Raw genomic sequence first — 12278 nt, forward strand, 5'->3', positions numbered from 1 at the left:
TGCGGCGCGAGGCTAGCCGAGGAGATCCACTAAACCAACATCAACGAATCGCCCCAATCGGGCAACCGGCAATAAAGACGGGATAAATTTCCAGCACGTCCAGGCAACCGTCGAACACGAAAGAGACTCGCTACCCAGCGCGGTTCCCGAATGCTTTAATGACCCGCCAAAACCAAGTTCGGGAGCCCCTTCGGACTGAAATGTCCTTTTTGTATGCAGGGGTACAAATAAAGGCACTCTTCTTTTTTAAGGGGCTTTGAATATCATGCTCGACCGCAGGCAGATACTGAGAATGGCGGGGGCTGCCGTCGGCGTGGCCGCTGTTCCGGCGATCGCCATCGCCTCGGCACGGGGAGTCGCACGTACCTCGCGCACGTCGGAGACGGACGCGGGGTCCGTGACGGCCACCAAGCGATTCGACCTCACCGCCGCGTCCGACCAGTTGCTGCGCGAGATCGGCCTGAGCGGCACGCGCGTGCTCCAGTCTTTTGCATTCGACAACGCAAAGGGTCATCTCTTCACGGTCCAGCTGGTGGACGGCGGCCTGAAGCTCCCCGGCGAATCGCAGACCTACACAGGCGCCGAGCGCGAGGCCAACGGCGATTTGTGCCTGACCCGCCTCGACACCTCCGGGCGAATTCTGGGCACCATGTACCTGCTCGGCTTCGGGCACGGCGTGCAAATCGGCGTCGAATCCACCAGCACCGCCAGCTATCTGTGGACCGAGACCAGCTCCGTGCGCACCCAGAATTCCGACGGCACCTACACCGGCTGGGGCAGCAAGCTGGCCCGCTTCAAATTCGCAAACGGCACCGTCCTGACACCGAATTCCCCGGCGATCACCCAGTACAGCCTGGAATCCGGTGTCGACCGCACCACGGTCGCCCTCGACCCCGTCAACCAGCGCCTCGCCGTGCGCCATCGCATCAGCGGCGCCTTCCGCTACCGGCTCTACGACCTCGTCGCCTTCAAGAGCGGCTCCCGCACCGCCCTCGCGGATGTCGCCCAGCCCGCCGACCTCCAGCCCGGATACACCGACACCTTCCAGGGCTTCGCCAGCTACGGCAGCTACCTCTACCTCCTGGCCGGATCCGCCTACGGCACCGCCGGTTCCGTCTCCCCCGACGGCAACACCTACATCACCAGCGTCGACTGGAACACCGGAACCCTGGTCGAGCAGAAGCTCACCAAGGCGGCGTACACCCTCCTCTACCGGGAACCGGAGGGCATGGCCATCCAGGTCCCCGACCCCAACAACCCGACTGCCGTACGCCTGTGCAGCGGCTTCGCCTCCGAGACCTCCACTACGGACAGCCGGAAGAAGGCCAGCATCTACTACAAGAGCGTCCTGATCTGACGTCGGACGCGGCAAGGGCGTCCTTGGTCCGACCGCTGTCGGATCAAGGACGCCCTTGAAGCAGTGCCGTCCGGAAGGGCCCGAGCTAAAACGGCTCGAACCCGTCGAACTCCGTGTCCGCGTCGTCCCGTTCCGCCTGCTTGTCGCGGCGGCGCTGGGCGGCGGGGCGGGGAGCGTCGAAGCGGTGGTCCTCGCCGCGGCGGCCGAGCATCTCCGCGCCGGCCATGACGGTGGGCTCCCAGTCGAAGACGACCGCGTTCTCCTCGGGCCCGATGGCGACGCCGTCACCCGCCCTGGCGCCCGCCTTCATCAGCTCTTCCTCGACGCCGAGACGGGCGAGCCGGTCGGCGAGGTAACCGACGGCCTCGTCGTTGTTGAAGTCGGTCTGGCGGACCCAGCGTTCGGGCTTCTCGCCGCGCACGCGGAAGAGGCCGTCCTCCTCCTGGACCACCGTGAAGCCGGCGTCGTCGACCGCCTTCGGGCGGATGACGATCCGGGTCGCCTCCTCCTTGGGCTTGGCGGCACGCGCCCGCCCGACCAGGTCGGCGAGCGCGAAGGACAGCTCCTTGAGGCCCATGTGCGCGACCGCGGACGCTTCGAAGACGCGGTAGCCGCGCGCCTCCAGGTCGGGGCGGACCATCTCGGCCAGGTCCTTGCCGTCCGGTACGTCGATCTTGTTGAGGACGACGAGCCGCGGCCGGTTGCCGAGGCCGCCGTACTGCTTCAGCTCCTCCTCGATGACGTCGAGGTCGGAGACGGGGTCACGTTCGGACTCCAGGGTGGCCGTGTCCAGGACGTGGACCAGCACGCTGCAGCGCTCCACATGGCGCAGGAACTCCAGGCCGAGGCCCTTGCCCTGGCTCGCGCCGGGAATGAGGCCGGGGACGTCCGCGATCGTGTAGACGGTCTCGCCCGCCGTCACCACGCCCAGGTTCGGGACGAGGGTCGTGAAGGGGTAGTCCGCGATCTTCGGCTTGGCGGCCGACAGGACCGAGATCAGCGAGGACTTGCCGGCGCTCGGGTAGCCGACGAGCGCCACGTCCGCGACCGTCTTCAGCTCCAGGACGATGTCCTGCAGATCACCGGGCACACCGAGCAGCGCGAAGCCGGGCGCCTTGCGGCGGGCCGAGGACAGCGCCGCGTTGCCGAGGCCGCCACGCCCGCCCTGGGCGGCGACGTACGACGTGCCGTGGCCCACGAGGTCCGCGAGCACATTGCCCGCCCTGTCGAGCACCACCGTGCCGTCCGGGACCGGCAGGATCAGGTCCTGGCCGTCCTTGCCGGAACGGTTGCCGCCCTCGCCGGGCTTGCCGTTGGTGGCGCTGCGGTGCGGCTTGTGGTGGTAGTCGAGCAGCGTGGTGATCGACTGGTCGACGACCAGCATCACGTCACCGCCACGGCCGCCGTTGCCGCCGTCGGGGCCGCCGAGCGGCTTGAACTTCTCCCGGTGAACGGAGGCACAGCCGTGGCCTCCGTTACCCGCGGCGACGTGCAGCTCGACGCGGTCCACGAAGGTGGTCATGGGGGTGCCTCCAGCACTTCGGTTACTTCGGTGGCGTACGGAAATGTCTTCCGTACGGACGCGTACGGAGTTGCCTTCCGTACGGAATGTCTCTTGCCTAACACGCGAAAGGCGGACCCGCCTTCCCGACCGGGAAGTGAGGTCCGCCTCGCGAAGAACTCTGTTCCGCGGAGCCTGCGTCCTAAAGGGACTGGATCAGGCGACCGGAACGATGTTCACGACCTTGCGGCCACGGTGGGTACCGAACTCCACCGCACCGGCGTCAAGGGCGAACAGCGTGTCGTCCTTGCCACGGCCGACGCCGTTGCCCGGGTGGAAGTGGGTACCGCGCTGGCGGACCAGGATCTCACCGGCGTTGACGACCTGACCGCCGAAGCGCTTCACGCCGAGCCGCTGAGCATTGGAGTCGCGACCGTTCCGAGTGGACGATGCGCCCTTCTTGTGTGCCATCTCTCCTCAGTCCCTTACTTCGCAGCCGCGGGGATCTCAGTGACCTTGATCGCCGTGTACTGCTGGCGGTGGCCCTGACGACGGCGGTAGCCGGTCTTGTTCTTGTAGCGAAGGATGTCGATCTTCGCGCCCTTGTGGTGGTCCACGACCTCGGCCTGGACCTTGATACCGGCCAGCACCCACGGGTCGCTGGTCACGGCGTCACCGTCGACAACGAGCAGGGTCGAGAGCTCGACCGTGTCGCCAACCTTGGCAGTGGAAATCTTGTCAACCTCAACGATGTCGCCGACAGCAACCTTGTGCTGGCGACCACCGCTGCGCACGATGGCGTACACGCGGATCTCTCTCTCGCTCGGAACGGAATCCCCGCAGTCCAGCCGCTGGCACGCACGCACGAGCGGCCTCTACCGGAGCGCAGGACGCGTGAAACGCGCCTGTTTCCGGGAGGAAGAGGTTTACGGGGATGCGGCGCATCAGTGGACACGCCGACGGTCAAGGTTACGAGACCCTCCCCACCGGGGTCAAACCGGGCCTCCGTCCCACCCGGCGATCGCCGCGACGTAGTCGGCGTACGCCTCCTTGATCCGTGTCGGTGACAGATCCAGGTGTTCCAGGACTGTGAAGCGGCCGGGCCGGGTCTCCGGGGCGAACTCCACGGCCCGGACGAACTCGTCGTCGCTGAACCCGATCTCCTCCGCCAGCACCGGCAGCCCGTGCCGACGGAGTGCGCCGGCCATCAGCTTGGACCCGTCATGATCGCCCCGCAGGTGCATGGCGAAGGCCGCGCCGAGCCCCACCTGCTCGCCGTGGCTCGCCGTGCGCTTGGGATACAGCAGATCGAGAGCGTGGCTGATCTCGTGGCAGGCCCCGGACGAAGGCCGGGTGTGCCCAGCGATCGACATGGCGATACCGGACAGCACCAGCCCCTCCGACAGCACGGTCAGGAACCCGTCGTCGCCACAGCCGCCCGGGTGCCGCAGCACGGCCTCGCCCGCCTGCCGTGCCATCGCGGCGGCAAGACCGTCGACCTTCTCACCGTTGACACGGTTGGCCAGCTCCCAGTCCGCGACCGCGGAGATGTTGGACACCACGTCGCCGATGCCGGAACGCACGAAGCGGACCGGCGCCTCGCGTATCACCGTGAGGTCGATGAGGAGCGCGATGGGTGTCGGCACGCCGTAGGAGCCACGGCCCGCGTCGTTGTCCAGGATGGACACGGGCGAGCAGATGCCGTCATGAGAGAGGTTGGTGGCGACGGCGACCATAGGCAGGCCGATACGCGCCGCGCAGTACTTCGCGCAGTCGATGACTTTGCCGCCGCCGAGCCCGACGACCGCGTCGTAACGGCCCGACTTCATCTCGTCGGCCAGCCGCACGGCGTCGTCGATGGTGCCGCCGCCGACCTCGTACCAGGTCGCGCCGGGCAGGGTCGGGGCAAGGCGCTCACGCAGCCTGGCACCGGAGCCGTTGCTGACCGCGACAGCGATCTTCCCAGAGTGCGAGATACGCTCGTCGAAGAGCACGGCCGCCAGGTCGTCCAGGACACCGGGACGGATGTCGACGACGACCGGCGAGGGGATGAGCCTCGTCAGTACTGGCACGCGATCTCACGTCCCCTGGCGAGGTCGTCGTGGTTGTCGATCTCGACCCACTCGACGTCACCGATCGGGGCGACATCGATCTTGAAGCCGCGGTTGACGAGCTCCTGGTAGCCGTGCTCGTAGAACTGCTGCGGGTCCTTCTCCCACACCGTCTTCAGGGCGTCGGCGAGCTCCGCGGCGGCCTCGCCCTCGATGAGGGTGACACCGATGTACTCGCCGGTGGCCTCGGACGGCTCCATGAGCTTGGTGATCTTCTGCACGCCCTTGTCGGGGTGCACGACGACCTTCATCTCCTCGTCGGCGAGCTTCTTCACCGTGTCGAGGGCGAGGATGATCCTCTTGCCGTCGCCGCGGGCGGCGAGCAGCGTCCGCTCGACGGAGACCGGGTGCACGGTGTCGCCGTTGGCGAGGATCACACCGTCCTTGAGGGCGTCACGACCGCACCACAGGGAGTAGGCGTTGTTCCACTCCTCGGCCTTGTCGTTGTCGATGAGGGTGAGCTTGAGGCCGTACTTCTCCTCAAGGGCCGCCTGTCGCTCGTACACGGCTTCCTTGCGGTAACCGACGATGATGCCGACCTCGGTCAGGCCGATCTCGGCGAAGTTGCCGAGGGTGAGGTCGAGCACGGTCAGGCTGTCCGATCCGTCCTCCGTTCCCACCGGCACCAGCGCCTTGGGCAGATTATCGGTGTAGGGGCGCAGACGCCGCCCGGCGCCGGCCGCCAACACGAGGCCTATCATCGCGATTCTCTCCTTGCTTGCGGACATTCCACCGAGGTTGCGCGGTGTCGTGCGCCCCGCCTCACAGCTGTCCAAACGTGTCTGAACGAGCGCGGTCCATCGCACAGTGGCTCGGTCCTGCGGGAAACGGTGTGGTCCTGCCCGGAGTGGGCAGGACCACACCGCGTCAGCGACTGCTTCAGCCCTCGTCGGCCGAAGCCGAGACGGCGGACAGGGTCTGCTCCGCCGCGGCCGTCTTCTTCGTCGTGGCCTTGGTGGCGGCCTTCTTCGCGGTCGCCTTCTTGGCCGTGGCCTTCTTGGCGGCCGTCTTCTTGGCCGCCGTCTTCTTGGTGGCGGCCTTCTTCGCCGTCGCCTTCTTGGCCGTCTTGCGCGCCGCCGCCTTCTTGGCGGCGGCCGGAGCCTCGGCCTCCTCGGCCTCGGTCTCCTCGACCACCGCCTCGGCGGTGCCGGCCGTCTCCTTCGCGGGGGCCGCGGCCGACGGGACGACCACGACGGCCGCCTCCTGGGACGCGGCGGGCGCGGTGGCCTTGCGGACGGCGCGGCGGCGCGGACGCGCCGGGGCGGCGCTCTCCGCGGGCGCCTCGGCGGCGGTCTCCGCCACGGGCTCGGGCTGCGGCTCGGCAGCCGCCTCCGGCTCGGCCACGGGCGCCGCGACCGTCACCACGGCCTCCTCGGAGGCCTTCGGCGAACCGGCCGGGGCCGACACCTTGCGGGTGGCACGACGGCGCGTACGGCCCTTGGGCGCGGCCTCGTCCTGGACGGCCTCCACGACGGCGGCTTCGGTGACCACCGGAGCCTCGGTGACCGCAGGGGCCTCGGTGACCGCAGGGGCCTCGGCGGCCTCGGCGACGAGTTCCTGCGGCGCCTCGACGACCGGGTCCTCGACGGCGACCGGCTCGGACTCTGCGGCCTCACGCGACTTGGCGGCCCGCTCGGCACGCTCCGCGCGCTTCGAGGGACGCCCCTCCGCCCGCGGCGCACCCGCCGGAGCGGACGCCCGCCGGGTGGCCCGGCGGCGCGAACGGCCCCGGCCCGCGGCGGCTTCGGCCTCGGCGGCGCTGCTGTACAGCTCCTCGTCCAGGGCGAACTCGGGTGCGGGCAGCGCGGCGGGCGCCGCGGCCTCGGCGGCCACCTCGGCCTCGGTCTCCGCCTCGACGGTCTCGGCCGCCTCGGTGGTCTCCGCGACGACGGCCTCGTGCTCGTGCGGCTGCTCGGCATCGCCGCGGCCGCGCTTCTTGCGCTTGCCTCCGCCGCCGACGGAGGCCGGCTGCTCCATGTGCACGATGACACCGCGGCCGTTGCAGTGGACGCAGGTCTCGGAGAAGGACTCCAGCAGACCCTGGCCGACACGCTTGCGCGTCATCTGCACCAGACCCAGCGAGGTGACCTCGGCCACCTGGTGCTTGGTGCGGTCGCGGCCCAGGCACTCCAGCAGGCGCCGCAGCACCAGGTCGCGGTTGGACTCCAGGACCATGTCGATGAAGTCGATGACGACGATGCCGCCCAGGTCGCGCAGCCGCAGCTGGCGCACGATCTCCTCGGCCGCCTCCAGGTTGTTCCTGGTCACGGTCTCTTCGAGGTTGCCGCCCTGACCGGTGAACTTGCCGGTGTTGACGTCGACCACGACCATGGCCTCGGTCTTGTCGATCACCAGCGAACCGCCGCTCGGCAGCCAGACCTTGCGGTCCAGCGCCTTCATCAGCTGCTCGTCGATCCGGTGCGTGGCGAACACGTCGACCTCGGAGGTCCACTTCGACAGCCGGTCCGCCAGGTCGGGCGCGACGTGGGAGACGTAGCCGTGGATGGTCTCCCACGCCTCGTCACCGCTGACGACGACCTTCGAGAAGTCCTCGTTGAAGATGTCGCGGACGACGCGGACGGTCATGTCCGGCTCGCCGTAGAGCAGCGTCGGGGCGTTGCCGCTCTTCGCCTTCTTCTGGATGTCTTCCCACTGCGCCTGGAGCCGTTCGACGTCACGGCGCAGCTCGTCCTCGCTCGCTCCCTCGGCGGCGGTGCGCACGATGACGCCCGCGTCCTCGGGGACGATCTTCTTGAGGATGGTCTTCAGCCGGGCGCGCTCGGTGTCGGGCAGCTTGCGGCTGATACCGGTCATCGAGCCCTCGGGCACGTAGACCAAGTAGCGGCCGGGCAGCGAGACCTGGCTGGTGAGGCGGGCGCCCTTGTGGCCGATCGGGTCCTTCGTGACCTGCACGAGGACGGACTGGCCGGACTTCAGCGCGGTCTCGATGCGGCGCGGCCCGTTGGCCAGGCCGAGCGCCTCGAAGTTCACCTCGCCCGCGTACAGGACGGCGTTGCGGCCCTTGCCGATGTCGATGAAGGCGGCCTCCATCGACGGCAGGACGTTCTGCACCTTGCCGAGGTACACGTTGCCGACGTACGAGGTCGACTGCTCCTTGTTCACGTAGTGCTCGACGAGCACGTCGTCCTCGAGGACGCCGATCTGCGTGCGCTCGCCGCTCTGGCGGACGACCATCACGCGCTCGACGGCTTCGCGGCGGGCCAGGAACTCGGCCTCGGTGATGATCGGGACGCGGCGGCGGCCCTGCTCGCGGCCCTCGCGGCGGCGCTGCTTCTTCGCCTCCAGACGGGTCGAGCCCTTGATGGACTGCACCTCGTCGACCGGGTGCTCGTCCTTCTTGCGGGGCTCTCGGACCTTCACGACGGTGCGCTCAGGGTCGTTCTCGCCGTGCTCGGCCTCGCCGCCGGAGTCACCGGCGCGACGACGGCGACGACGACGGCGACGGCTGCTGCTGGAGCCGGAACCGACCGCCTCCTCGCGCTCGTCCGCCTCCTCGGCGTCCTCCTCGACCTGCTCGGCGGTGTCCTCGGCGTCCTGCGCGGCCTGTTCGGCCTGTTCGGCCGCGAACTCGTCGTCCGCGGACTCGCCGTCCGCCTCGGCGGACTCGCCACGACGACGACGGCGGCCACCACGACGGCGGCGGCGACGGGAGCCCGCGGACTCCTCCTCGCCCTCGTCACCCTCGACGGCCTCCTCGGCCGACTCGGCGTCCTCCTCCGGCTCCTCCTCGGCCTCGACGGCGGCCGGCACGGTCACCGGCTCGTCCTCGACGGCCCGGCGACGGCGGCGCCGGCGTCCGCCGGTGGTCTCCTCGGCGGCTTCGGCGACCTCGGTCCCGGCAGCCTCCTCGGCGGATTCGTCGGCCGCCTCCGCGGCCTCGGCGGCCTCGGCGGCAGCCGCGGCGGCGGCCCGCTCCGGGGTCTGGAACATCGGCTCGGCGAACACGGGCGCCTGGAACACGGCGACGGCCGGACGCGCCGGGCGCCGACCGCTCTCGTCGGTCTCCTTCTCCTTCGGCGCGGGCGCGGAGAAGCCACCGGCGGCCTTACGGGTGGCGCGTCGGCGGGTGCGGCGCGGTCCGCCCTCCTCGGCCTCGCCCTCGGTCACCTCGGCGGCCGTGGCCGGCGCGGTCTCGGCGGGCGCGGTCTCGGCTACCGGCTCGGGCGTCTCGGCGCGCTCCTCGACGGCCTCGCCCTCGGGCGTGGCGGCGGGCGCGGAGACTCGGCGGGTGGCGCGTCGGCGCGTGGTGCGGCGGGGCGCGGCCTCCTCGGCCTCGGCGGCGGGTTCGGCGGGGGCGGTGACCTGCGCCGCGGCGGTCTCGGCGGGCTCCACGGCCTCGGGCGTCTCCTCGGCCTCGGCGGTCACGACGGCCTCTGTCTCCTTGGGCGCGGCGGTGGGTGCGGTGGCGCGGCGGGTCGCACGACGGCGCGTGCGCCCGGCGGGCGCGGCTTCCTCCGCCACGGGAGCCGGGGCCTCGGCCACGGGCTCGGCCGCAACCTCGGCGGTCACCGTTTCGGCGGCGGGCACCACGGTCTCGGCGGACTCGGCCGCCTCCACCGACGCGGGCGCACCGGCGGGTGCGGACGCCCGGCGGGTGGCGCGGCGGCGTGTGCGACGCGGGGCCGTGTCCTCGTCGGCAGGGGTCTCGGTGTCGGCCGGGGTCTCCGCGGCGACGGCCTGCTCGGTCTCGACGGCCTCGGCGGCCTCTTCCTCCGCGAGTTCGTCGGCCGAGGCGAGGGCCGGTATGGCCGGAGCGGTGGTCTCGGCCGCGGCCTCGGTGGCGGCGGCCGGCGGGCCCGCGGGGCGCGACGCGGCGCGGCGGCGGCGCCGCGGCGGCAGGGTGTCGCTGGGGGTGTCGTTGTTCTCGGAGCCCGTGGAGGGCTCAGTGGGTTCGGTCGGCTCAAGCATGCGGGTGGATCTCCCGTCAGGCTCCCGGGCGCCGCGCCTGGTCCGGCGATGCCGGTGACGTCCGCGGCTCGCGCGATGCGCGGTGCCGCCGTCCGGGGCGCGGGCGCCGCACGGGAGCTCTCTGTGTCCTGTCTCGCCGGTTCCGTACACCATGTGTGCGTACGGCCTGGCGAAAGTCTTCTGGTCGGTGCGCTGCCCGATCCAGGTGGCTCCCGGATTCGAGGGCGGCGCTACGACGTCCGTCCTTACGCGGGACCTTCCTTACGCCGGCGCCTTCGCGGCGGCAGATGGGGCGGCCCCGGAGCGATCGGCTGGGGCGGCCGTGACTGCCTCGCGGTCGGGCGCGAGCGGGTCGGTCACCGTGCCGGTCTCTTCATCGAACAGCCCCTGCGCCAGCCTGGTCACCGCTGCGGGGACCGGCGGCGCCAGGTCGGCCACGGCGCGGAGACCGGACAGGACGTCGTCGGGTCGAACGGCAGGCGTCACGTGCCGAACAACCAGCCGCAGTATCGCACAGGGCTGGTCGGTCGGCCTATCAGCCTGGGGGGTGTGCGTCTCCAGGCTCGCGACGGCGGCGCGGGCGTCGAAGGTCCGCATGCCGTTCTTCGTCCTGCGCTGGACCTCGACGGTCCCGGCCGCGCGGAAGGCGCCGACGGCACGCTCCGCCTCCTGAGGAACCACGCCGTCGAGGCGCAGCTCCCACACGGAGGCGGTGAGCCGGTCGGCGAGACCCGGGGTGCGGGCCTCGACGGCCTCGATGATGTCGAGCCCGTCGGGCAGCGACTCGTCGAGGAGCACACGCAGGGTTTCCGGGTCACGCGCCTCGGTGAGCGCGATCTCCAGATACTCCGCCTCACTGCCGGTGCCGGTGGGTGCGGCATTGGCGTACGACACCTTCGGGTGCGGCGTGAACCCAGCCGAGTACGCCATGGGCACCTCGGCTCGGCGCAGCGCACGCTCGAAGGCGCGCTGGAAGTCACGGTGGCTGGTGAACCGGAGGCGGCCGCGCTTGGTGTAGCGCAGTCGGATGCGCTGCACCGCGGGTGCGGGCGGCGGGCCTTCGGGCTGTCGCTTGCCCAGTGTCGTTCAGTCCTTCGTGAGAGCGGTCGTACTGCTACCTAGAGTACGTGTCTCACCGGCCGTCGGTTCCCGGCGGGCGACGGTCTGCGGCTCGTGGGGCGGGCCGAAGAGCATCCGCCGGAAGTCGGCGCGGGCCTGCCGGGCGGAGTCCCGGGCGGCGCTCAGGGCCTGCCGGGTGGCCCGTCCGGCGCTGCGTGCGGCCTCGGCCGCGGGCCGCAGCACCAGGTCCCGCACGGCGTGCCCGACGGGTGTCAGCAGGGTCCGGTACACCCAGCGCACCGGCTCCACGAACGTCCACCGCAGGACTTTCGCGAGGAACCGGCCGACGGCGAGCGAGATGTGTCCGGCGACGCGCCAGGCGTGCACGAGGGCCTCGCCGATCTCCCTGCCGATGACGGCGAGCACGCGTCCGACCGGCGCGAGCACCCATCGCCACAGCGCGAGCGCGGGCAGCACCAGGAGGATGCGGCCCGTCCAGTAGAACGCGGCACCGACGCCGATGAAGATCATCCGTACGAGCCACACGAGACCGCCCCCCAGCCAGGCGATCCCCTTGCCTACGGGGGTGAGGACCCACTCGTACAGCCACAGGGCCGGGACCACGACGAGGTGCCGGACCAGCCAGGCGCCGGCGGTGTACAGCCCGAGGCCCACGGCGGCGAGGATCAGACCGACGCCCCTGACCAGCCAGGCGATCGCCCGCCCGACCGGGGTGAGCAACCGCGCGTAGACCCAGCCAAGCGCCGCCGCGATCCCGCCGAGGACCCAGGCGACGGCCGCGCCCACGCCCCGGGCCACCCAGGCGACGGCCGCGCCCACGCCCCGGGCCACCCAGGCGATCGCGTGCCCGACGGGTGTCAGCACCGTGCGGTACAGCCACACCGCGGGCACCACGAGCAACACGTGACCGAGCCGGGCCAGCGCCCTGCCGAGCGGCACGAGGGCGTACCGCCACAGCGTCACCCACGGCCAGACGAACACGGCCCACGCGGCCCAGGCGAGAGCCCGCCCCAGAGGGCGCAGCACGGTGTCCCGCAGAAACCTTCCGGCGACGACGAGCGCGTCCCACACCATCCGCACCGGTACGACCAGGACGAGCACCACGATCCGTACGGGAATGCGGATGGCGACGGCGAGGCACCCCTCGGGCTGCGGCCCTCGGGCCGGTGCAGGGGGCCGCTCAGCAGGCGTCTTCTCCCATTCCATACCCGCCTAGACGCGTCAGGCGCCCGGATGGATGCGGTCCCCGGCAATCCGCTGCCGCGACGCCCCTCGCGGATCACCGCCCCGCCCCCAGGAG

General features: G+C 71.1%; 9 protein-coding genes. 1 reads left to right on the top strand and 8 read right to left on the bottom strand.

The features are described from left to right. Positions 1-265 precede the first annotated feature (265 nt). Positions 266-1357: a hypothetical protein gene (locus H305_RS0123710; RefSeq protein WP_037765071.1), complete on the top strand. Its 1092-nt coding sequence runs from the start codon at positions 266-268 to the stop codon at positions 1355-1357. Positions 1358-1442: 85 nt separating this feature from the next. On the opposite strand, the gene obgE is transcribed toward H305_RS0123710, so the two are convergent. The 8 genes from obgE to H305_RS0123750 all read right to left on the bottom strand — a co-directional run bounded on the left by obgE (position 1443) and on the right by H305_RS0123750 (position 12184). Next, positions 1443-2879 (bottom strand): GTPase ObgE, encoded by a 1437-nt coding sequence (obgE, locus tag H305_RS0123715; RefSeq protein ID WP_028802587.1) that lies wholly within the window; start codon positions 2877-2879, stop codon positions 1443-1445. Between the two features lie 195 nt (positions 2880-3074). Further along, positions 3075-3329, bottom strand: a complete 255-nt coding sequence (gene rpmA, locus H305_RS0123720; protein WP_028802588.1) for a 50S ribosomal protein L27 — start codon at positions 3327-3329, stop codon at positions 3075-3077. Between the two features lie 14 nt (positions 3330-3343). Continuing rightward, complete coding sequence (gene rplU, locus H305_RS0123725; protein ID WP_028802589.1) at positions 3344-3664, bottom strand: 50S ribosomal protein L21; 321 nt, start codon at positions 3662-3664, stop codon at positions 3344-3346. A gap of 186 nt (positions 3665-3850) precedes the next feature. Then, the gene (locus H305_RS0123730; RefSeq protein WP_028802590.1) at positions 3851-4930 is read right to left on the bottom strand and encodes an iron-containing alcohol dehydrogenase family protein; all 1080 of its coding nucleotides are present in this window, start codon (positions 4928-4930) and stop codon (positions 3851-3853) included. Further along, complete coding sequence (locus tag H305_RS0123735) at positions 4918-5670, bottom strand: sugar phosphate nucleotidyltransferase (RefSeq protein WP_028802591.1); 753 nt, start codon at positions 5668-5670, stop codon at positions 4918-4920. The genes H305_RS0123730 and H305_RS0123735 overlap by 13 nt, the downstream gene beginning before the upstream one ends. A 178-nt stretch (positions 5671-5848) precedes the next feature. Next, complete coding sequence (locus H305_RS0123740; RefSeq protein ID WP_028802592.1) at positions 5849-9898, bottom strand: Rne/Rng family ribonuclease; 4050 nt, start codon at positions 9896-9898, stop codon at positions 5849-5851. A gap of 261 nt (positions 9899-10159) precedes the next feature. After that, the gene (locus H305_RS0123745; protein WP_028802593.1) at positions 10160-10936 is read right to left on the bottom strand and encodes a TIGR03936 family radical SAM-associated protein; all 777 of its coding nucleotides are present in this window, start codon (positions 10934-10936) and stop codon (positions 10160-10162) included. 48 nt (positions 10937-10984) lie between these two features. Beyond that, entirely contained in the window at positions 10985-12184 is a 1200-nt protein-coding gene (locus H305_RS0123750; RefSeq protein WP_028802594.1) for a hypothetical protein, read from the bottom strand. Positions 12185-12278: the final 94 nt, after the last annotated feature.

The sequence above is a fragment of the Streptomyces sp. 142MFCol3.1 genome (assembly GCF_000424945.1).
Classification (GTDB): Bacteria; Actinomycetota; Actinomycetes; order Streptomycetales; family Streptomycetaceae; genus Streptomyces; species Streptomyces siamensis.